Origin of the sequence: Aureispira sp. CCB-QB1, assembly GCF_000724545.1 — a bacterium.
Classification (GTDB): Bacteria; Bacteroidota; Bacteroidia; order Chitinophagales; family Saprospiraceae; genus Aureispira.
In genome coordinates, this window is sequence record NZ_JHBV01000007.1 from 57,784 (window position 1) to 82,983 (window position 25,200).

Below are 25,200 nucleotides of genomic sequence, written 5' to 3' on the forward strand. Positions count from 1 at the left end.
TATTTTTGTTGCGTAAGTGCTATAGAAATGAGTTTGTTATGGTTTTGTTAGAAAGGAGGGGATTAGTGTATTATTTTCTTAGGAAAAGCTTCAAGTTGGATTTCTGCGCTTATATTTTCATTCTGGTGTTTATCAAAAACAGCTGTTTTTATCTCTTCTTCAGATAGTTTTCCCCAATAGTTGGAGCCAATTTTTAAAACTTCTGTCGCTTCATCTGCACAAGGTTCAAACAACTTAATATGATATTTTTTGTGGTTGTAAAAGTTATTGTTCTCAACCAAAGAAGTGCCTTGATTGTAATATTTACAGGAGAGTTTTAAATTGGTTTTATTGTGTTTAAAATCATTGTTGGCGACCAAAAAAGAGGAACGTTTATTCATTTTGTGCAACTTGATGGCGTAGTCTTCAAATTTTATAAATTGGTTGTGGCTAATGTCAACAATGCCACCTCCCAGCATCCAAACAACAAGCCCAGAATGTCGACCATTACCTGTGAATTTTTTTAATGTATTATTTTTGAAAGTAGTTGTGCCACCCAACATAATAGAATTGCAGCTTGTCATTTTATTTTGCACAACTGTTGCTAGACTTGTATTTCGAACATTTAAAACTCTATTACAATGTTTGAAACAAGATTTTTTAACCCAAATTTCTGCTTGCCGTTCGGTTTGAATTGCAGTATAACAATGCTCAATGGTACAATTAACAAGATTGATATTGCAACCTTTCGATCGAATCAAATGCGTAGGAGCATTACCAGTGCCCTTGAACGAACAATAGATAAAACAAACTCCTTCTTTTGTATCCGGGGTATAATCATTACACTCTTTGGTAAATAAAAAGCCATTCCAATCGGAGCCATTTAATCCTACAAAATATATTTTTTGATTTTTGCTTCCCTTTGCTACCAAATTACCACTAACAATGATTTGAGTTTCTTTCGAAAAGAAAATCTTAGTTCCTGCTTGAATGGTTAAAGTGATGTCTTTTTCAACCAATAAATCAGTTGTGACAACATAAGGGCTATTGGCTTTTGTCCAAGTTGTATTTTGATCAATATTTTGACCGACATAAGTAGTGGCATTTGCACCAAAAAACGTACAAAACCAACTGCAAAAAAATAATACCAGCGATTTTTTACACAGCATGATGGATAGTTGAGAGTTTAAAAGAGGTATTCTGTGTAGTGATAGTAACGATTACCAAGCATAAAGTTGTATGGTTCGCTGTAGTTCTTTTTACTTTTTTAGCTCGCTAGGCTCGTGAGATCACAAGCTTAGTTACCAAAAAGATAAAAAAGCACATTCATACTTAGTTGATAATTAAAACCTTATCTCAAAATGCGCTAAAGTTGTAATTTATTGATTATCAACTGCGCAGCACTCATGAAGTACCACGTAGTAGCAGCGCAGCTAACTATTGAGATGGATTGTTTGTGAAAATACAATATTATTTTGATTTTTCTATTGCTTTATAGTTCAAATTGTTTGAAATGAACCTATTAAGGTGATAAAGCAATGCTAAGGCATTTGGAAGTAAATAACACGTGTCAATTGTTTTCGAATTGTTCTAATGTGTTAAATAATAAGTCTTTGAGATAAGTTTTAGACGTGTGTTTTTTTTGCCATTCAGATAAGGTATCAATTCTAATTTTTTCTTCTTGCAACTGTGCCAATTCATCAATTTGTTTTTGATATTTTAGCGAACGATTAAGTAAGGTTTTATACGCAGCGCCATTTTTCTTAATCAATTCAGAAATTCTTGAATATTCCCCTCGAATGTCACTAGCCAAATCATTAATAGCGTTGCATTTTTCTGTTGCAATCAATTGATTAGGTTGATAGACCAATTCCGCCTTAGTTCGAATGGCATCAATCGATATTTTGAATTGATTATGTAGTTGGTCTAGTTGTTCTAATTCTTGTTCGGCTGTTTCTAGCTTAGAAATCAGGTTCGTATGTAGTTTGTTCTGCTCTTTTTTTAAGGTAGTAAGCTCCTTAGTTTGCTTTTTTAGAAGCTTTTCTATGTTGTCATTTTGTTCTTTTTCTAAAGATTGTCTGTACAGATGTATCTGTTCATCAATTTTTTGGTTCAGTTCTTTTTCTTTTGCTAGAATTAATTTTTCTTGTTCAGCTTTTTCTTGCTCTAGTTTCTTTTGGGCGTTAATTAAATCAATATTTTCTTTTTCTAAAGCTTTGATTTTCTCCTCACACACCATGTTGAGACGTTCTGTTTCTTGCTCTATCTCATTAACTTGTTCTTGATATTTTTCTAAACGATTTTTTAATCTAAAAATAATAGGGTCGCCATAGAAAACCTCTTGAATGTCGCAATATTGTTGTAAGTTGAAGATAATATCATTGAGTTGTTCTTGTCTTGTTTTGACCCAAAAAGCCAATTCTATAGGATCATTTAAGATTTCTGGTTGGTTGGCTAATTTATCCAAGGCTTGGTCAAGTGCTTCCAATTTAGATTGGTTAATTTCCCATGTATTGACCATATTCAGCTTTAGGCCGACCAAATCGGATAGATTTTTTACTTTTTGTGGGGTGTCAAAATTTACTTTAGGAAGTTCTTGTGTTAGCAAATGGAATAGCTCCTTAGAAAAAAGTGGGTCAATATTAAAAGCATTGATTTTTTCTAAGAATACATCAAATCGTTTTTTTACTTCTTTGGGAGCAAATTCAAACTCCTCGGCTGAATGTAGATTACTTAATAAATCAATATAACTATTTAGTTCTGATTTAGAATTTAAACCTAGTTCCTTTCTTGTTTTATCTACTATTTTGTTAAACTGATATTTTAATTTCTGCTGTTGCTGATGGCTCTTATTTTTAATGCTATTTTTTTGTTGTATAAAAACCCAAAATTCTTTGCGTTGATTGATTTGGTTATTTGTTATTTGGGATTTGAAACGCTCTAATTCTTTTGCCGCTTTTGTTTTGAGTTTTTTATAATGCGAATTAACTGTAGACTCAAAATTTACATCTTTAAGCTTTTGTAATTCTCTTTGCTGTTCTGTCTCAAGATGCATCAAAGGTTTTTCATGAATTGATATTTTCCCTTTAATCGCACTAATGGCTTGTTGTATTTTAATTCTCAACGAAATAAAAGACTTAAATTCATATTTATTAAAAGCTGGTTGTTTTTTTAGTTTCTCTAAAAATGTCTTATTGGCTACTTTGTAAGCTTCTAGCTCTTTTTCTCGTGCCGATTCTATGTCTTTTTGTATTGTTTGAGTCCAAGTTTTAAGTTGAGTAATTTGTTGTTCTAAATCAGTTCGTTTAGAGAGATGCTGTTGAATTAAATCCAATTCTTTCTGCACTTTTTTTTCCGACTTATTGTTTAACTTGTTTTTTTGCTTTATTAGAGCTTGTTGTTTTTGATCTACTAATGTGCTTACTAATTTTTGAGTAGAGGCTATGGTTTTGTTGGTAAGTGGGCTTTTATCATCAATCTTTAAACGTTGATAGGTTGACGGAGAAATAATAACCTTGCCAATGTGATCAATGCCATGGCGAAACTTAGTTAAAAAAAGTTGCGGGGCAATAATAAGCAATAGTGCTAAGGCAAAAACAAAAAACATAGGATATGTAAATAGTAAAACGCCAAGAATGATGCTGACTAATATAGACTGAAGTAAGAATTCTCGGTGACTATGAAGGCGTTGTTTATAGGCTTCTTGTAACTCCTGAAGCAATACATTCTTTTGTAATGTTGGAGTAGGAAGGCTGATATCAGCAGATGTAATCCCCTTGTTGGGATATTGAGTTGCTGGCAAAGCAGGAAGTGCAATGGATAATCGATTCAGTAAGCTATTGGGGGTAAAATATAAATTAGATGGTGGAATGGTATTCTTAGGAATTTTAGTAAAGGGTAATTTTAGTAAATCTGCCAAGGTATTGCACCAATCTGCTGGCGAAGGACGAAACGAAGGGTCTTGGGCGCCATATTCGAAGCAATTTTGAAACAACTCTTGTACCTCTTTAGGTATGTGGAGGAATTGCTTATGAGGAGGAGGGATTACTTTAAAAAATGATTGCTTTTGGCTATGATGCACATACAAATCATTCTCAATTTTGTCATTAAGACCAACTAGATTTTCATAAGGAGAATGACAAGAGGCAGCAAAAGGATGTAAACCTAATAATAATTGATAAAAAATAACACCCAAACTAAAGTAATCCCAAGTTTCTAAGATGGTTCCTCTAGGTCCTTTATAATGCTCTGGAGGTGTATATTCGGGCGTTGCTACAGGAGCCGAAAAAATTGCTTTGCCATCTTTGATGACTTCAACCGAATCCATATCTACAACTGCCAACAAACCATTGGGTTGCATCAAAATATTATCTGGTTTTAGATCTACCAAGACATATTGACCGCTTGCATGAATTTGATGAATAACAACGGCTAGATTAAAGCAAGTGCGCAATCTAAGTTTGAGAGCATTGGGTTGCTGAAATGCAAACCGTTGCCAAGCCTTATCGGCTTTGCGAGGAAGCTTGGATAATGTTAATTTTGTGAGCTTTTTGCCTTCTATTTTTAGCAACAAAATACCAATAAATTGTTTGTCTTTATACACTAAATCTTGCACCCAACCAATAGAAGGAGCTTGATTTTTACTAAATGTAATCGGAGGGTGCTGCATCAAATACTGCATCTTTGCCTCCCGTTCTGCTGTACGTTTTTCAGGATAGTAGATTTTAGCAACCATATAACTATACGTTCTTGGGCTAGCAATGGCATAAATTGCTCCCTCTCCACCACTGGCAAAAGGTTTGTCAGAAATTTTTATTTTCTCCTTACTATATTTAGTATAAAAGTGTAGTTTGTTAGACATTAGGATTCTATTCGTTCATGATTTGTTGTAGGTGTAAAGGCACAGAGTAGGATTTATTCTTTAAATATAAAGGATAGATAATTAATACTACACGGATTTTTTAGTTTTTTGATGAAAATATAGAGATTTATCTTTTATTTGATTGATTATGAGTGTTTTGTTGGGTTTTGGCGATGTTGCCTAATTCATTGCGACTGGCACGCAGTAATGAGGCATAGAATACACAAAAAACAGTTTTTTGCTCAATACGCCTGTTTCAATCTTATGACTTATAATCGGTTTGCTTGTCGTCTAGCTGTTCTAGGCGGTTGAACAACAGGTCTTTAATGTAAATTTTGGTTCGATAACTTTCTTTCCATTGTATCAATGTCTCTATTTTAATTTTTTCTTCCTCTGTGTGCAGCGTTTTGTGTTCTATAGAGGTAAGCGCACGACCTAATTTTTCTAGTTGTACCTGTTGTTGTTTGAATTTATCAAGATTCACTAGACCTTTTTTGTATTCTTTCTTATGATTTTTAATATGGTGAATGGTATTTTGATGGCTATGAGCATATTGATGAAATGCTTGTTCAAGGGAAGCGTATTCTTTGTCATAAGCTTGTTTGTATTTGTCATAAACAGCTTCAGATTTGGATTGAACAGCTATTAAATCTTCTTCATATTGTTTAATAAGTAGTGTTTCTTCTTGATTGAGCGCTTCTTGCTTGTCGTTATAATCCTTTTCTAATTGTTCCCAATGCTGTTGTTCTTGTATCAACTGTTGGTGCAATTGTTCGTTTTTAACTTCCCAATCTTTTTGTAGCTTTTGTTGAGCCTCTTGATATGCTTGTGTTAGAGTTTGAATGGAAGTTTCTTTTTCTTGTAACCAAGATTGACTGTATGCATTCAATGCTTGTGAACATTCATCTTGTAATTTTTTTTCTTGTTTTGCTCTGTTAATAGTTTCTTGAGGAAGCAAATTCTCCACGACTTTGTTTAAGTTAGCTTCATAAGCTGCTTTTAATTCGTCAATGGCTTGTTGATGATAAAGGTAACTTTCCATCATGGTAGCCGTTTGAAAAATTTTTGCCGCTGAGAAGAAAGCCGTTTGGAGCTCTGTGTATTGTTCAAGATCTATTTCTATCGTTAGTAGATGTTCTTTTACAGAATCGACCCAATGTTCCATGAATCCACTATCTTCAGATAGTGGAGGATACTGGAGTAACCAATCAAGAGCTTTGTGTACAGCATCAAAAGCACGCATCATACTATCGTAATGTGATTTTATTTTCTTTTGGCGATGACGCAGCGTATAATTGGTAGTATGTCCCAAGCTGGCTTTTTCAATGACAATAGGTGTTGATGTTTGAGTATTATAAGCACTAGCTAATAGAATGGCATTAACGGACGGAATGGAAAGCCCCAATTTTGAAATGGCTGCTTGAATTTTTTGATACTGTTTTTGATATTCGAACAAAGCAAAATTAAGCGCCGTTCCATCCAAGGGTGTTGCCAGTAATCTTAAGGCAGGTTTGTATTGAGAGTTAAACTTACTGCCGACTTTCTTCTTAGCTGCTTTTAGTACTTTTTCTTTAGTAATTAGGTGTTTTTTCATCTGTTTGTGCAATTTTGACAAAAGTATTTTCTGTTGCTGTGTATAAGAAGCATACTTAGGATGATTAAACGCAATAGGATGTAAATCCTGTTGGAGTGATTTTAGGTCTTGTGCAAGTTGTTGATTAACAGTATCGCAGTGGGTTTTGAATTGAGAAAACGAATCAACGTGAATTTGCTTTATTTTTTGCGTATAATCTTCGTCTAACTGTTGGGCACTAACGGATTTTTCAGCGTTGAGTTGTTCTAATTCCTTCTTTAAAAGATCAATCCTTTTTTTGCTCTTAAATTGATGATGGGTATTGTCTTTTTCCAATTGGCGCCCCGTTGATTTGATTTGTTTAAATTGTTTGACAAATTGCTTTCTAATTGCATCTTTTTGACTCCACTCTTGTTGCCTAGCCTTTTCCAAAATTGGTTTTAATATACTCTTGATCCAGTGATTAAATTGTGCTACTTCTTGTTTTATTTTTTCTTGTTTGATCAAACCTATTTTGATTGGCTCCACAAGATTTTGAGTATGTTGTATTTGTTGAAGATACTGCTCCAACATTTTTTGTTTCTCATGCAATTTTACGACTTGCTGTTGATGTTGAAGTTCTTGTTGTTTTTTTGTTCGCAATAAAGCATCGTGCTCAACGTATAAGTTGTGGTTTATTTTGGATGATACCGTTTTGCCTACAGCTTGAATGATATCGTGATTCTTGACAAAGAAAAAGTGAATAGAGATAACGCAAAATAGAATTAACCCTATTAACAACAATCCTTGAAAAAAATAGATAATTCCTGATAGAACACACAAAAGCAGCAAGCCCATCATTAATTTGTTACGTTGCAACTGTATGCTTTGTTGATATGCCTTCAAAAGCAAGTCATAGGCACGATTCTGCGTATTGAGTCCTATTTTAGGATATTGATGCGTCAAGGAATTGGACAGTCCCTCTTTGATAGGAGGGAGGGAGGGAATGCGAATATCTAAGGGAGTATAATCTAAATTTAAATCGAGGTCAGGTACATAGTTGGCTGGTTCAAAATACAAATCAGAAGGTGGAATGTCGATTTTAGGAACCTTATCCGCAGCAATATCAAAAGGCAATTCTAATAATTCTGCTAAGGTACTACACCAATCCAGCGCACTCGGTCTATCAAAAGGATTTTTTGCCCCATTCTCAAAACAAGCTTGAAACAACTGCTGTACAGGAATAGGCAGCTGATGATAATGTTGATGTGGGGGAGGAATAACTTTAAAAGATGCTTTTTTATCAGCATTATGAACATATAAATGATGTTGAATTTTGTCGTGGAGACCTACTAAATTATCATAAGGAGGATGGCAGGACGCAGCAAAGGGATGCAACCCCAAAAGCAACTGATAAAAAATAACGCCCAAACTAAACCGATCCCATGTCTCATGAATTGTTGTTCGAGGATTGGTATAGTGTTCTGGTGGAGTGTATTCTGGAGTAGCCACTGGAGCCGAAAAAATTGTTTTGCCATCTTTGATGACTTCAACCGAATCCATATCTACAATTGCCAATAAACCATTGGGTTGCATCAAGATATTGTCTGGTTTTAAATCTACCAAGACATATTGTTCACTTTTGTGAATTTGATAAATAGCAACCGCCAAATTAAAGCAAGTACGCAAACGGAGTTGAAGTGCATTGGGATCTTGAAACGAAAAACGTTGCCAAGCTTTATCTGCACGGCGAGGTAGTTTGGCTAAGGTTAGCTTGGTGAGCTTTTTTCCTGCTATTTTTATTAATAAAATACCCAAAAATCGGTTGTCTTTGTACACTAGATCTTGTACCCATCCAATAGACGAATGTTGTCCTTTGGTAAAGTGAATTGGTGGATGCTCTAACAGGTATTGCATTTTTTGTTCCCGTTCTTTTGTTCGTTTGTTGGGGTAGAAAATTTTAGCCACCAAATGTCGGTAAGAACGAGGACTTGCAATGGCATAGATAGCCCCTTCACCACCACTAGCCATCGGCTTGTCGGATATTTTGATTTTTTCTTTGCTGTACTTTGTGTAAAAATGTAATTGATTGGGCATTGTCGTTCCGTTCAACAGCAGTTTATATAGTGTTTGACTAAGGTACTTTAAATGTACTTAAGAATTGGTAGAAAAGCTAGTTTTTGTAGAACGTTATTACAAAATAGCCCACTTAAAAGCATTCTTTTGATATTACTTTTAGTGGGCTATTGTCTACTTTTTGGAGTCTTAGAATAGAGGCAATTAAGTGTTATGACTCTAATAAATAATTATAATCTACCCATGCCAAATTCAATTGCAAAACAAGTTGTAGGTAACGCCTTTTAACTTCTATAATTTGCTCCAAACCTTGAAGGACATTCAAATAATCTAATTCTCCAATAGAGAATGCCTGTTGATTGAGAGCTTGTTGTTGTTGTAATGTTGGCAGCAAAACCGTTTCAAAGTAGCTTAGTTGCTTGGTTAATAACCGAATGTTTTGTACCGCTATTTTTTGCTGACTTTGCAATTGTTGTAATTGCCAAACTTTGCGTTGTTCTAGCATTCTACTATTTAAGGTATTAGCTTGAACCTGTGCCTTAATCCCTTTGGCAAATAAAGGAACATTCAAACCAATTTGACCTCCAAAGTTAGGAAATGTTCCCTCTGCTACTTGTAGTTGGATGCCTGTTGATAATTGAGGTAGTAATTGACTTTCAATTACTTCACTCTGCAAATCATTTGCTAGTTTACTTTGATGGATTTGCTCGACCAAAGGATGTTTGTCCAAATTGATTGGCGCAATCCTCGACGAGGAAGGAGTTAATGAAGTGTCAGCTACGTCAATGATGGAGCTATCCATTAATATTTGTTGAAGCAAAATCAATTGGTTGGTATAGTCTTGTTCCAAATTCATTTGTTGCCATTCAATTTGTTGTTTGGCAGATTGTGTTGTGATCAACGGAATTGCTCCAGTTTCGCCAACTTTTGCTCGTTTTTTGGCAATGGTTTCGATTTTATCATAAACGATCAACAATTCTTTGTTAAGCCCTTCTTGACTTTTTAAAAATAACAATTGCTGATACAAAGCAGCAACCGATCGCTCCAGTTGTTTTTGGGTCGCAACCTTTTGCCATTCGCCTGTTTGAGCGAGCGCTTCTTGATACACTGATTTTCGTTTGGCAACCTGAGGCAGGTTGAAATCTTGTTGTGCATAAAGGGCATGCACACCAGTTCCCGCAGCACCAAGTTCTTCCATGCTATACCCCAAACTTAAGAAAGGCTGATTTTTGCCTGCATCTTTTAAAATGCGCTGTTGTTGGATATATAAATCTTGTTGCAAGATCGTTGGATGTTGTGTTTTGACTTGTTCGATTGCTTCTTCTAAGCTAATAACTCTTTGCGCATTTAAACGCCAACACATTATGACAAAGAGTGTTGTTATCAAAATAAATCTATGCATGTGTTTTTTGTTTTAGTAAATAAAAAGTACAAGGAACGACTACTAAGTTGAGTAGAGTAGAAGAAACAAGTCCCCCTACTATGACAACAGCCATAGGGCTTTGGATTTCATTTCCTGCCTGCCCTCCAGCTAAGATCAAAGGAATTAGAGCCAGTCCAGTTGTAGTAGCTGTCATTAAAATAGGGTTGAGTCGATCCAAGGAGCCTTCTACAATGGCTTCTTTTAGCGATTTGCCTTCTTCTAACAAAACTTGATACCTTGAAATGAGTAACATTCCATTTCTGGTTGCAATTCCAAATAAACTAATAAAACCAATGGTACTGGCAATAGAGATAATTCCAGAATCAAAATAAATCATAAAAATTCCTCCAATTAAAGCCAAAGGTAGGTTGGTGAGAATAATAATAGACAGCCAGAATTCTTTGAATTCTCGTAAGATGAGGAAGAAAATAATAACTAAAGAAAACAAGGAAGTTAACAAGAGCATACTCGTTGCTTTTTGCTCGTTCTCAAACTGACCACCATATTCTAGGTGATAACCTTCGGGGAGCTGTACATTTTGAGCGATGGTAGCTTGAATTTCTTCTACAGCACTTTTTAAATCTCGGTTGGCAACATTCGTGGCAATGACTAGTTTTCGGTGTACATTTTCTCGACTAATGCGCTCAGGACTACTGTTGGATACAATTCGAGCTACTTTACCAAAAGGAATTTTATCCCCTTCAAAGTTCTCAATCAAGAGGTGCTCTAGTTTTTCGATTTTGTCCCTTGCTTTTTCTTCCAAACGCAATTTTAAATTAAAGCTACGCTGATTTTCGTATACTTGGACTACTGTTTTTCCACCAATAGCCATGTCAATAAAATTGGCAAATTGCTCTATACTAATGCCACTACGCGCTAACATTTCATGTTTAGGATAGATATAAATGTGAGGAATTTCTGTCTTTTGATCCAAGTTAACATCCACAATTCCATCAATAGAACTAATGTTCTGTTTGATCTCATTGCCAATTTGGAACATTTTGGTTAAATCCTCTCCAAATAACTTAATAGCAACATTAGAACGAGTACCGGAAATCATGTGGTCGATTCGATGTGAGATGGGTTGACCAATGTTAATGGTGACTCCAGGTAGTGCCCCAATTTTGGCACGAATATCTGCCAATACTTCACTTTTAGAACGCTCCTTCATATTTAAAGGAACCTCAATTTCAGAGGCATAATGACTTTGAGCATGCTCATCCATTGATGCACGACCAGTACGGCGACCTACCAAGTCTACTTCTGGTATTTCTAATAATAGTTGTTCTACTTTTGTTCCAATTTTATTGGTTTCTGTTAAAGACGTTTCAGGAGGTACTACTACAGAGATGGTCAAGGAGCCCTCATTGAAATCAGGCAAAAAGGAACGACCTAAACTAGACATTGTAACAATAGAAATAACCAACAAAACAAATGCAACTCCTAATACAACATAAGAACGGTTTAAGCTTAGCTTCAAAACCTTGTTATACAGACGCATTAAGCTGCGAATAACAATATTGTAGTTGATTTTTTGTGTTTCTGTTTCCTCTGCTTGGGCATCTGTTTTGAGTAAGACACTACATAGGGCAGGTGTAATGGCAACTGCTACCAATAAAGAAACGACAATAACGATTAAAAAAGCGATCCCTAAAGGCTGTAAAAGACGTCCTTCAACTCCACTAAGGAAGAACAAGGGCAAGAAAGAAGCAATAATAATCAAAGAAGAATTCAGAATAGAAGACCGGACTTCAAATGTCGCTTCATAGATAATCGTTAGTTTACTGCGTTGTTGATCAATAGGCAAGATGGCATTTTGACGCAGCCGTTTATAAACATTCTCAACATCCACAATAGCATCGTCTACCAATACACCAACGGCGATAGCCAAACCACCCAAAGTCATGGTGTTAATAGAAAAACCTGTCCAGTATAATACTAAAATACTTGTGAGTAGTGATAGAGGAATGGTAATAACGGAAATCAAGGTCGTTCGCCATTCCATTAAAAACAAGAAGAGGACTAAAATAACAAAGAAAATACCTTCCAATAAAACACGCTGTAAGTTATTAATAGAATTTTCGATAAAATCCCCTTGTTTGAATAGTGCCGGGTTTAACTCAACAGAGGTAGGCAAATTTTTGGCAATCTCTTGGACTGTTTTGTCAATTTCTTGAGTCAATTTTAAGGTGTTGGCACTAGGTTGTTTTAGGATGGTTAAGGTTAACGCATCTTGACCATTGATCGAAGCATTTCCTAACTTGGGGGCGCCTCCAATTTTGACATCAGCCAAGTCTCCAACACGGATAGCTACTTCTCCTTCCATTTTAACAAAGGCTTCTTCGATCTCCTGAATAGAGCGAATTCTACCTTTGCCAGAGATTAAATATTGTTTGCCATACTGTTCTAAATAACCACCAGAGGCATTGTGATTTAATTGTTCAATTGCTTGGTATAGTTCTTCTAAAGAAACATGATGCAACTTCATTTTGGCAGGAGAAGCCAATACTTGATACTCCTTTTCTTGACCTCCATAAATAATAACTTTGGCAACACCTTCAACGGTCAATAAACGAGGCTTGATATACCAATTGGCTAAGGTATTCATTTCAATTCCAGATAGAGAGTCGGAAGACATACCGATCATCTGAATTTCTCCCATAATAGAGGCGATTGGTGCCATGACTGGTGTTTTGACCTTGTCTGGCAAATCAGATTGTACGGTTCCAAGACGCTCGTTGACAATTTGCCGAGCACGATAAATATCCGTTCCCCAATCAAATTCTACAATAACACTAGAAAGTTCAGAGGAAGAAGTCGAGCGAATGCGTCGAACATTGGGGGCGCCATTTAAGGCGGTTTCTAGTTTGAATGTAACCAATCGTTCCATTTCTTCGGCAGACATGCCATGTGCTTCTGTCATGACCGTTACAGTCGGAGCAGTTAAGTCAGGAAATACGTCTACATCTACCTGTGTGGTAACCCAAGCACCTGCTAACATTAGCAAGACTGCGATGACCAACACAACAGCTCGATTGTGCAGCGCATTTTTTATAATTATATTTAACATCTAATTTTGATTTATTGTTGAGAACGTGGCAGCATACCCCATGGATTGTTCCTTAGTTTCTGTTGCCGCGTTTATGATGGTTAGTGATTGTGACCAGCGTGTGGATCCACCGTTCCAGCCATAGAGGCTAATTTTACTTGCAAAGCACCTTTGGTAACTACTTTGTCGTTAAGAGATAGTCCAGATAAAATTTCGACTACTTTACCGTCATTAACACCAATTTCTACCACTTGCTTTTCATAACTTTCAGCACTCTTTTGAACAAAAGTTACATAGCTTCCCATTTCTTCGAGGACAGCAGAGACAGGAACCGTTAGGCGCTTGGTATTGGCTTGTGTCATTAAAAAAACTTCCACCATAGCTCCTGGAGATAAATCAGGATGATTGTTAATCTCAAAATATAGTGGAATGTAATGTCCTTCTGCATGGCTGGTCATTCGACCAAAGGAAATAACTTTCCCCTCCAAGTCAGACATTGAATAAGCTCTATCGGTATAAGGATTGACAAAATTAGCATCTACGATGGTGGGTAATAACGAACGATAACGTGGGGAGACATCTACTTTAATTTGCACTCGACTTGTTTTAAGAATGGAGGCAAGAGGCTGTCCTGCTTTGACAAACTGCCCTTCTTGTACTAATAATTGAGATACAAAGCCTGTGGTAGAAGTGGTCACCAAATGGCGTTTTTCTCCTTTGTTGAATAATTTCTTAATGTTGTCAAACTCTGCTTGCGCCAATTCGTATTCATTTAAAGCTTGATCGTATTCTTTTTGACCAATAATATTATCGTCCATAAGCTTCTTTTTGCGATCCAAGTTGGCTTTTTGGCGATCAAGATTCGATTGTGCTTTTATAAAATTCATCTCTAAGTCATCCTCCATGATTCCCTTTCCTGTCACTGTAAAAAGCAATTCTCCTGAGCGGACTGCTGTACCAGAGGTTAGATTTTTTTTGCGGATATTGACAACTCCATCTCGTTTGGCAACCAATGTCGATAAATCAGTGGTAGAAGGTTCTATAATCCCTGAGGTGTGAACGACATTTCCAACAGGTCTTTGTTGAACCGTTTCCACATCAAATAAATTATTCCATGCTTCTTGACGTTGATAGCTAATACTTCCTGTCGGGTCTGCATTGGGATGCGTTCCTTGAAAAGCGGCTTCTTCGTTTTCGAATACAGGGATGTTATTAAGAACCAAAGAGCGTTTGTTTCCTTCTTTGCCAACAACAAAGATTAGTTTGTGTTGACCAGCGTTCGAAAAACTCAATTGTGCTTCATAGATACCTTTAGAGATGCTTTGACTGGGTAACTTTGGACCATTATTAATATGGATACTTAGTTCTGATGAAAGCGGCTGAAAACCATCTAGGGTTGTTAAAATGACTCGTATAGAGTTGGTTTTATTTATAATGAAAGGCGCAAACTCAACAAATAATTCGGTGTTGCCTTCCCATAATGTATAGGTGATGACCTCTAATTCTGGTCCATGATTATGCCCTTCGTGTGCATCGTGGTTGTGACCACTGTGATCATGATCATGTCCTTCATGATCGTGAGAATGGCAACCTGTTATGAATAACCAGCTAGCTACCATTAGTAGCAGGATGAATAATTTCATGTTATAAATGATATTTTGACACTTTGAAATACCTGATGTTGCCTAATTTGTAACCTGATGACGATGTAGTACAGTAGCAGATGACTAGCACAATTGGTAGCCCAAAGTGTTATTTTTAATAATTGTATGTTAGTATTATACTTTGTTGCATTATTCCTCGATTGTTGTTATTAAGGCTTGGAGGATAACGCATAAGTCTAGTTTTAGTGAACATTTACGACTAGATACGAGTCCTTCAAGGTTTTTACAATCAAACTTAGAGGAAAATAGAGTACAACATTGTGAGTTGGATAGTAGCAAACTCCATGGATAAATACACAATAACTTATCTCCTTCTATGTTGTTTGATAAGAAGTATACAAGTGAGATTATAGAAGACAAGTAGCATGACAAAACCGAATTAACAACCTCGTTTTGAGGCGTCATTGGGATGTTCTCTACTTGAAATATTTCCTAGTTAGTGTATTAATTATTGGAATTGCTGTTAGACTACTTGGGGAGGATGCCAAATGTCTTTAGAGAGGAGTTGTTTGTAATTGTCGGTAGGCATTGCCCATTCTGTTGGTTCTAAATTTTGTGTGTTGCCATTAAATGGGAGATTAGAGGCGTCAATAGCTTGGAAGCTAGGGATGTTTAGTATAAAATGACTAATGCCACAAGCACAAAAAGGAGTACAAGCGTGATGGTGGTTAGAACCTTCATCGTGGTGGTGGTGATTTTCATTGGTCACAACCGTTGTATGGGTACATTTTTCGTGCATGTCTATGCCTACTATATTTTCCATGACTTTAGTGTATAGCAAGGTGTGATTGCAAGGCACAACCATTAAACAAGTAAAATAAACACTATATATTATCAATAGAAAATGTTTCATACAGCTAAGATAAACAAAAATGATGCTCAAATCAACAACTGAATCTGCTTTTTTTTGTTTCAAGGCAAAATTAGTGATTGGAAATATACACTTCTTTTTATTAAGGTGTAAATAATTTTTCAATCTACTTAACTTTTGAATCTAAAAAGTAGTACCTTGTGTACTCATAATAGAATACAAGACCTCGCTATAAGAGCGAAGCAAATTAACAAAAGAGTTGTATCAATCAACTTGTATTTTTTATCTAAAAAAGTTTGTCGGAAATGTTTGATATTCAGCATCCTGATCGTTTTGTGAATCGTCATCTGGGCCCCAATAAAGAAGCATTAAAAGATATGTTAGCAACTATTGGTGTAGACTCTTTAGAGCAACTAATAGAGGAAACGGTTCCGTCTAATATTCGTTATAAAAAAGAGTTAAATCTTCCTGAAGCTATGTCAGAGTTTGATTACTTGAACATGCTTAAAGAAGTAGCCGCCAAGAACAAGGTGTTTAAATCATACATTGGTTTGGGATATTACCCAACGATTACACCTCCTGCTATTTTAAGAAACGTTTTTCAGAATCCTGGTTGGTATACTCCTTATACGCCTTATCAAGCAGAAATAGCACAAGGTCGTTTGGAAGCATTGTTGAATTTCCAAACTATGGTGAGTGATTTAACAGGTTTGCCAATAGCAAATGCTTCTTTGTTGGACGAAGGAACTGCTGCGGCAGAGGCTATGTACATGTTTTATAACAATAAAAACAAGCGTGCAAAAGGAGATTTGGCCAATCAAATCTTAGTTTCTAAAAAAATATACCCTCAAACCTTGGATGTTATTTATGCAAGGGCTGAACCATTGGATATTGAGGTCGTTCTAACAGATACTTTTGAGATAACAGATAAAACATTTGCTATATTATTACAATATCCTGACTTAAACGGGGAGGTGGTTGACTATAAGGCAATTGTAGAAAAAGCGCAAGCCAATAAAATACATACTATTGTAGCTGCGGACTTAATGAGTTTGGCATTGTTGACACCTCCAGGAGAATGGGGGGCAGATGCTGTGGTTGGAAATACACAGCGTTTTGGTGTGCCAATGGGCTTTGGTGGTCCTCACGCTGCTTACTTTGCAACAAAGGATGATTTTAAACGCCAAATTCCTGGGCGGATTATTGGGGTATCTATAGACAGTAGTGGAGATCGTGCTTTGCGAATGGCTTTGCAAACAAGAGAGCAACATATTCGACGCGATAAGGCAACTTCTAATATTTGTACAGCGCAGGCTTTGTTGGCTGTTATGGCAAGTATGTATGCGGTTTATCATGGTCCTGATGGTATCAAAGCAATTGCTGGGCGTATGCATACGTTAACACAAATCTTAGATTTGGAATTACAACGATTGGGGTACAAACAGTTAAACAGCTATTATTTTGATACAATAAAAATAGAGATTGATCCTACTCAAAGAGGAAAAATTAAAGATGCGGCTTTGGCAGCTAAAATGAATTTCTACTATGCTGATGAGCAATCTGTTCAAATTTCGTTGAATGAAGTTGTTGACATTCGTGCTGTAGCAGAAATTATAAATGTTTTTGCAGAGTTGAAAGGAGCAGCTGATGTTTCAATAGAACAGTTGGTAAATAAATACAAAGATTTAACCGTAAAAATCCCTGCTGACTTAGTACGAACAACGGCTTATTTGACACACCCAACATTTAATACGTATCATTCAGAAAGTCAGTTGATGCGTTACATCAAGATGTTAGAAAATAAAGATTTGTCATTGGTGCACTCGATGATTTCTTTGGGCTCTTGTACGATGAAGCTAAATGCAGCGACAGAAATGTTTCCTGTGTCTTGGTCTGAATTTTCAGATATACATCCGTTTGCTCCAAGCAGTCAAACAAAGGGCTACGAACAGCTGATTAATGAATTAGAAGATTACTTGTGTGTTATCACAGGATTTGATGCTTGTTCGTTGATGTCCAATTCTGGTGCACAAGGAGAATACTCTGGTTTGTTAGCCATTCGTGCTTATCATAAGTCAAGGGGAGAAGGGCATCGAAATATTGCTCTAATTCCATCTTCTGCACATGGAACAAATCCTGCTTCTGCAGTTTTGGCAGGAATGAAAGTGGTTGTAACAAAATGCGATGAGCGAGGAAATTTGGATATTAATGACTTAGCCGAAAAAGCCGAAAAGTACAAAGATAATTTAGCTGCTTTGATGGTTACTTATCCTTCAACACATGGTGTTTTTGAAGCAAATATCAAAGAAGTGTGCGCTTTGATCCACAAATTTGGAGGAAAGGTTTATATGGATGGAGCGAATATGAATGCACAAGTAGGGTTAACTTCTCCAGGAGAGATCGGGGCAGATGTTTGCCACCTAAATTTACACAAGACTTTTGCAATCCCTCATGGCGGGGGAGGACCAGGAATGGGACCTATTTGTGTGAACGAAAGTTTAGCGCCATTCTTACCCAAGCATGCTTTCCGTATGGTTGGAGGGAGTCAAGGATCACATGCCGTTTCGGCAGCACCTTGGGGCTCTGCTAGCATTTTGCTGATTTCTTATGGATATATTCGATTATTGGGGCGTACGGGTTGTAAAGCAGCTACCGAATATGCTATTTTAAATGCCAATTATATCAAAGCAAAATTAGAGACGGAATACGATGTTTTGTATACAGGAGAGCAAGGACGTGCTGCGCATGAATTAATTATTGATTTGCGTAATTTTAAAGCAGTAGGGGTATCTGCTGAAGATGTTGCTAAGCGTTTGATGGATTATGGTTTCCATGCTCCAACTATGTCGTTCCCTGTTGCGGGGACTATTATGATAGAACCCACCGAATCAGAAGATCAAGCAGAACTAGATCGTTTTTGTGATGCCTTGTTAGAAATTCGCAAAGAAATTGATGAAATTGCAACAGGCAAAGCGGATGCTCAAAATAATGTATTGCATAATGCCCCTCACAAACAAACAGTTGTTGTAAGTTCTGAGTGGGATCGACCATACAGTGTCGAAAAAGCAGTATTCCCGTTGCCTTATTTAAGAACGAACAAGTTTTGGCCACAAATAGGGCGGGTTAATAATGCCTATGGCGATAAGAATTTAATTTGTGCTTGTCCTCCAATGGAAATGTACGAAGAGGTAGAAGCGTAGTCTTATTTTAAGATAAAAGGTAATGAGCTGGTAATTGTGTCATACAATTATCAGCTTTTTTAATATAGGCTTAATATGGAGATAAAAAGCAGTTTGTAGATGCAACGAGTTAACACTTTTTAACGTTTGATTTACATCGGATCGGGTAAGTGTTGAAAAGTTGTAAAGAGTTTTTTTGCGTATAAAATGAGGTGTTAGAGGTGATTTACCGTATAAAAAACTACTAAAAAACCATCTTAAAACAATAAATTCTTTACAAAATGTTAAAATATCTCCGTTAAAATTGACTTGTTATTTTAATTCTTGGTGATTAAAATGTAACTTTGAGAGATTCTCAAGAAATAGAAAGCGCTGTGTATTGTAGTTTTATTACATTTTTAGAAAAGTATAAAGCTACTTTTACTTGTTGGAAGCTATTCTTAAGGTTAATAAAATAATGACGGTCACCCCAACAAGAACAACGTCCTATAGAGGATTACTATTATACGTAATACATATATTATTTTTTTAACTACTAAATCATATAGTTTTGGATAGCAAAAATTTTCCTCCAAGTTTAGCGCAACGATGTTGGCGTTATTCGCGTATCCTCTTACTAGCTTTGGGCTTTTTTGTCTTCGGCAGTCAAGATGCGAACGCTTCTCATTTTGCTGGTGCAGATCTCACTTATGAATGTGTTGGTAATAACCGATACGTTGTTACTCTAACAATATATCGAGATTGTGTTGGTGCAGGAATGGGAACTACAGAATTTATTGGTCTTACGTCTGCTAGTTGTGGGGTTACTCCTCCTAATATTGGTTTGCCAAGAGACACTTTTTATGAAGCATCTCAACTATGTGCTCCTGAATTAGCAAATTCAGCTTGTAAACCAGGTGGAACACTTCCTGGAATTGAGGCACATGTTTATCGAGATACAATTACTCTACCTCAAACTTGTACAGATTGGGTAATTAGTTGGTCTAGTTGTTGTCGAAATGCTGCGATTACAAACTTAGCATTAAACCAAGCTTCTTTTTACATCGAAGCAGGGATTAACAGTACTATATGTAATAGCTCTCCGACGTTTACATCAAACCCAACGCCTTATTTTTGTGCAGGACAATGTTACGATTATAATCACGGTGCTTTTGATCCAGAGAATGATTCGCTGCGGTATGCGATGAGTTGTCCATTGCAAGGAGCTAATAACTGTATTCCTCATGCGGCACCGCAAACAGTTCAACAGCCCTTAGTTACTAACCCTGCGAATAGCTTTGTATTGGATAGTGTGACAGGACAAATGTCTTTCTGTCTTGCACCAAACCAAACACAAATCGCTGTAGCAGCAGTAACAATTTACCAAATTATTAATGGCGATACAATGGGATATGTACAACGTGATATTCAAATGGTTGTTTTGAATAATGCGAACTGTACCTCTCCAGTAGGTTCTAACTCTCCATTGGTATTAAACGGAGGTTCTTATGATACGACAGCAAATACATTTGTTGTTTGTGCAGGGGAAACTTTAATCTTCGAATTGATTTTGACAGATCCTGATGGAGATACGATTCAAATTAATCCTGCAAATACGAACATTAATCAAGTATTTGGATCTAGCGCTTCGCTTATTTTACAAAACACAGCTCCTTTTAGACCAGATAGTGCAAAACTATTTGTTCAAGTACAAGCAGTTCCATCTAATATTGGTGTCAACCAGTTTACGATAGGTATTACCGATGGTGCTTGTCCTATTCCAGGAGACCAAATTTTAGGTTATAACTTGATTATACCAGGGGTTGAAGTGACAGCTTCAGATACCACAATTTGTCCTGGTATTGCCCAACAAATACAAATGAATGCGAATAGTTTCTCCTCGGTCGGAGCATTAGCAGCAGGAACTTTCTCTTGGACTCAATTATCAGGTCCTAATATAACATTTAGTGATGATACAATTCCTAACCCATTAGTAGACGTTCCTTCAACAACTTTAGATGGAGAAGTAATTACTTTACAAGTTACCTTTACAACAACACCAGACCCTGTTACAGGGACAAGTTGTGTGACAACAGATTCCGTTTCTATTTTCTTAAGTGCTTTACCACTAAGTTTGAATGTTTTTGCAACGGATACCTCTTTATGTCCGAATAATCAGCCTGATACAGTTTCGTTTAATACAGCGATTTCTGGACCAGGTATTGATTTGGTAAATGGGGTGTATTCTTGGACAGCCAATCCATCAAGTTATTTAGGTAATTTGACAAGTACTAGTATCAACAATCCAGATGCGATTGTAAGCGGAGGTCCTGGCGATGCGGTTACTTATGCTGTTAATTACACGTATGGATTATGTACAGGTTCAGATAGCATTCAATTAACTTGGAGAAATGCTATACCTCTAGTGAGTGCTGCTCAAGATACTATTTGTCCTGGAGATACAACTCAATTAACAGCTGTACTTTCAGATTCTATTATTGTAATTGACCCAACAGCATGTAGCACTTACACCGTAGATCCAATTCCATACGGACCTGTTGCAGGTTCGGGAACTTCTGTATCATTGACAGATGATGCAACGACAGGAGCATTACCAATTGGGTTTAGTTTTGAGTTTTTCTGTAATACTTATACACAGTTTGTTATTAGTTCAAATGGATTTATTTCATTTGATTTAGGCTCGCCTAATGGTTGTTGTTCTGGACAGCTAGTGCCTAATAATGGTTTTGGACCCAACAATGTCATTGCCTTAGCTTGGGAAGATTTGAACCCCAATAATGGTGGTACCATTGAATACTTTACAGTAGGTACTGCACCGAACAGACAATTGATTGTTAACTATATCAACGTACCTCGTTTTGGTGGTGCTAGTAACGTGTCAGGACAAATTGTGTTGCACGAAGGAACAAATATAATTGATATCCACAGTACTTCTATTACAGGTGCTGCATTTGATATTACTACACAAGGTATTGAAAATAATGATGGTACAGCAGGTTTTGCCGTGCCAGGTCGTAATGGAGTTGCTAACTGGTCGGCAAACAATGATGCTTTCCGTTTCACACCAGGTGTGGCATTCTTATTTGGACCAATTACATACAACTGGACACCAGGATTTGCTGTTTCTGATGCAGCAGCATACAACCCAGATGCATTCCCTCCGTCTACAACTACTTTTGTAGCACAGATTAACGAAAAGGGATGTATCTTAACAGATTCGGTAGAAATATTTGTGAATAGCCAAATTCCAGTTCCAACTGTTTCTTGTGGTACGCCTGCTAATCAAGCAACAACTGTATTGTTTGAGTGGGGTGGTTCTCCAGGAGCAACAGGATGGGAATATAGTTTAGATTCAGGTTTGACTTGGACTCCTAGACCATTGGCTGATAGTTCTTACTTAGTTACAGGATTGACAAATGGCGATTGTGCTAATATTTTAGTTCGTGCTGTTGGTGGTGCAGGTCCTTGTCCAACAAATGCCGCTGCATATTTAGAATGTTGCACGACACCTTGTCCAATGCCAACGACTTCAACAATTACTAATCTAACTTGTAATGGTTCGAACGATGGAACGATGACAATTGATATTGATGGAGGGGTTTTAGGAGATCATCCTAGTTATACCGCAACTTTATTTGACACTTCTGGTGCTCAAATAGGAACTCCATTTGTTACTCCTGCTGGAACATCACCAGCAACAGCTACCTTTACAGGGTTATCTGCGGGAGTATATTATGCTTACTTGACAGATACATTTGGTTGTTTTACCAATTCTGATACATTAGTAATTACAGAACCAGATACACTGATTATTTCTTTAGATAATACAACTTTAACGACTTGTTTTGGCGATGCAGATGGAACAGGAACTGTTCTTGCTACGGGAGGAACTCCTTCGTATAACTTCCAATGGGATGCTGCTGCAAATGGACAAACAACGGCTACAGCTACTGGATTGGCACGTGGCAACTATGATGTAATTTTGACAGATGCGAATGGTTGTATGGATACTTTAACAGTAACTATTAATTCTCCATTCCCTGCTGCTCCTGCAATTACGTTAAACTCTACACCAAGTACAAGTTGTGCTGGAGATGGTACGGCTACTGTTTTTGCTACCTTTAATATGGTAGGTAGTGCCAATGACTATACTTACACTTGGGCTAACAGTACTTCTACTGGACCAACAGCTACTAACTTGCCTTCAGGTATGGCAATTGTTACGGTAACAGATGTGAATGGTTGTCAAGCAGTAGATAGTGTTTTGGTTACAGGTAGCCCAACCGTAAGTATTACAGCTATGCCTGTAATTAATACTGGATGTGGTACTTCTGTAGGACAAATTACTGTAGCGGCTACCGGTGACCCTGCGGGATATACTTATCAGTGGTCTCCAAATGCAAATGGACAAACAACAGCTTTGATTACTGGTTTAGGCTTGGGTACATACGATGTTACTGTAACAGGTATTTCAAATGGATGTACAGCAACTGGAACAGCAATCGTACAAGAGGCAAGCCCATTGAACGTTGTTGGATTTAATGTTACTAACCCAACTTGTGGTGGTAGTGATGGAGATGCTACTGTACTAACAGTAGGAGCTACCGGCGCTTTATCTTACAATTGGTCCAATACTCAAACAACCAACCCTGCTACAGGTTTGGCTGCGGGAACATATTTTGTAACCGTTACAGATGCAGCGACAGGTTGTTCTGCAATTGGTGATACTGTATTGATTCAGCCTAATTTCTCAGCTAGCTTTACAGCACAAAATGATCCATCTTGTAACTTGTCAAATGGTAGTATTACGGTGACAGGTACTGTGACAGATGGTCCTGCTGGTCCATTTACATACTTGTGGAGTGATGGACAAACAACAGCAACGGCTACTGGTTTGAGTGCTGGTGTGGCATATACTTGTGATGTTACTTATCAAGGATGTACACAAACAGTAGGTCCTTTGACAATGAACAGTAGTACCTTACAAATTGCAATTACAGATAAAGATGATATTATTTGTAACGGAGACTTGTCTTCTTATGCAAATGTAACATTAGTAACAGGTGATTCAGCAACAACTACTTACTTGTGGTCTAATGGAGCAACTACTCAGAATATTTCTGGAATGCCTGCTGGAACATATACTGTGACAGCAACATCTGGTTCTTGTACCGTAACACAATCTATTACAGTAGTAGATGTTACGTTGACTGTTAATGCATGGATTGTAAGTGCAGGTCAAAAAACAGCAACTATTCAAGTAAATGATGTTGTTCCTATTAGTGGAGGGGTTGTGACAAATCACGCTAACCCTGTTTATACTTGGTCAGAAAGCAACCCTGCAATCGTAGATATTACAGATTCTACGGCAATTGCTACTGATGCAACAGGTAATCCTGGTAATGGTAGTTCTTGGTTGACATTCTCTGCAACAGCTGGACCTTGTACGGCTGTAGACTCTGTAATGGTAACTGTAGAATCTTACATGGGAATGCCAACAGCCTTTACGCCAAATAACGATGGAATTAACGATTTATTCCAACCTGCTGGTTTGCAAATGTCTGATAAGGTAATTCAATTTAAGATTTACAACCGTTGGGGACAATTAATGTATGATGATACTGTTAATCACTTCTGGGATGGTACATTTAATGGAGTACCTCAACCACAAGATGTGTATGTTTATGTATTTGAATATATTCCTTCTGTAGGTAACCCAATCTTAATTAGAGGTGAATTTACATTGATACGATAAGAATCAATTATTATCGAAATATATTAAAGCGACTGCCCAATTCGGGTGGTCGCTTTTTGTATGTAGTATGTGGTATTAGGTAAGTAATCAAAAAGAACTTTTGTACAAATACTTAAGGTTGAATTTTTCGAAAAGTAAGGTTGATTCTAGGTGTTGTAATACGTTTTGTTTTAGCAATTTGGTGTTGCCATTTATGTTGACTATCTCCTTGCATAAGCAAGAGACTACCCGGTTCTAGCAATACGGTAGTTTTTATTTTATGATTTTCTTTTTGGCGCAGTTGAAATTTTCTGGCAGTCCCCAAACTAATAGATGCTATTGTAGGTTGTGTTCCTAGTTCTTTTTCATCATCGCTGTGCCACCCCATACTATCTTGACCATCTCTATACAAGTTGGCAAGTACAGAGTTAAAATTTAGTTGTAATTCATGTTGTAATTTTTCTCGAAGCTGCTTTAAATCATTGTCCCAACCTTCTGCGGTTAAAGTCGTTTGAGAATAGGTGTACTGAATGTCTTTATCACCATACCAAGCAATCAGCCTAGGTTGCCAAATAGTCTTCCCAAACATACGAATAGGGTATTGTTGCCAATCTAAATTATGAAGCAACTTTTGATACAATACTTGGGCTTCAACTGTCGATAAAAAATTATTGTAATAAAGAATGTTATCTGATTGGCTTAATATAGAAATGGCTTTATTTTTGGAGCTCTTCATCTAAAAAAGGATTTTTAGTTGATATTTCAAAAGTGAATAATTATCTTGTATTAGCTCTCCATATATACAACATATATTCTGAAATATTAATTGATAAATTAGCAGAATAAATACTTAGAACTACTTTTAAAAGAAG

The 25,200-nt window shown here is 36.8% G+C and carries 10 protein-coding genes; 2 read left to right on the forward strand and 8 right to left on the reverse strand.

What is annotated here, in order from left to right; genetic code table 11:
- Positions 1-62: 62 nt before the first annotated feature.
- From CG11_RS02610 to CG11_RS02640, 7 genes are all read right to left on the reverse strand, one after another.
- Positions 63-1,148, reverse strand: a complete 1,086-nt coding sequence (locus tag CG11_RS02610) for a hypothetical protein (RefSeq protein WP_052592824.1) — start codon at positions 1,146-1,148, stop codon at positions 63-65.
- Between the two features lie 401 nt (positions 1,149-1,549).
- Entirely contained in the window at positions 1,550-4,840 is a 3,291-nt protein-coding gene (locus CG11_RS02615; protein WP_052592827.1) for a hypothetical protein, read from the reverse strand.
- Between the two features lie 262 nt (positions 4,841-5,102).
- Positions 5,103-8,489, reverse strand: coding sequence for a hypothetical protein (locus tag CG11_RS02620; protein ID WP_052592828.1), 3,387 nt, complete (start codon positions 8,487-8,489; stop codon positions 5,103-5,105).
- Positions 8,490-8,679: 190 nt separating this feature from the next.
- A complete protein-coding gene (locus CG11_RS02625; RefSeq protein ID WP_052592830.1) occupies positions 8,680-9,870 on the reverse strand; it encodes a TolC family protein in 1,191 nt (396 codons plus the stop codon).
- The gene (locus CG11_RS02630; RefSeq protein WP_052592832.1) at positions 9,863-12,961 is read right to left on the reverse strand and encodes an efflux RND transporter permease subunit; all 3,099 of its coding nucleotides are present in this window, start codon (positions 12,959-12,961) and stop codon (positions 9,863-9,865) included. The genes CG11_RS02625 and CG11_RS02630 overlap by 8 nt, the downstream gene beginning before the upstream one ends.
- An 80-nt stretch (positions 12,962-13,041) precedes the next feature.
- Positions 13,042-14,583, reverse strand: a complete 1,542-nt coding sequence (locus CG11_RS02635) for an efflux RND transporter periplasmic adaptor subunit (RefSeq protein WP_081909441.1) — start codon at positions 14,581-14,583, stop codon at positions 13,042-13,044.
- 484 nt (positions 14,584-15,067) lie between these two features.
- On the reverse strand, positions 15,068-15,367 hold the full coding sequence (locus tag CG11_RS02640) for a hypothetical protein (protein WP_156039635.1): 300 nt from the start codon (positions 15,365-15,367) through the stop codon (positions 15,068-15,070).
- A 353-nt stretch (positions 15,368-15,720) separates the two neighbouring features.
- On the opposite strand from CG11_RS02640, the gene gcvP reads away from it, so the two are divergent.
- Positions 15,721-18,615, forward strand: a complete 2,895-nt coding sequence (gcvP, locus tag CG11_RS02645; protein ID WP_052592837.1) for an aminomethyl-transferring glycine dehydrogenase — start codon at positions 15,721-15,723, stop codon at positions 18,613-18,615.
- Between the two features lie 529 nt (positions 18,616-19,144).
- On the forward strand, positions 19,145-24,349 hold the full coding sequence (locus CG11_RS02650; protein WP_052592840.1) for a T9SS type B sorting domain-containing protein: 5,205 nt from the start codon (positions 19,145-19,147) through the stop codon (positions 24,347-24,349).
- A 112-nt stretch (positions 24,350-24,461) separates the two neighbouring features.
- Here CG11_RS02650 and CG11_RS02655 read toward each other — a convergent pair whose 3' ends face one another.
- Entirely contained in the window at positions 24,462-25,064 is a 603-nt protein-coding gene (locus CG11_RS02655) for an alpha-ketoglutarate-dependent dioxygenase AlkB (protein WP_052592841.1), read from the reverse strand.
- Positions 25,065-25,200: the final 136 nt, after the last annotated feature.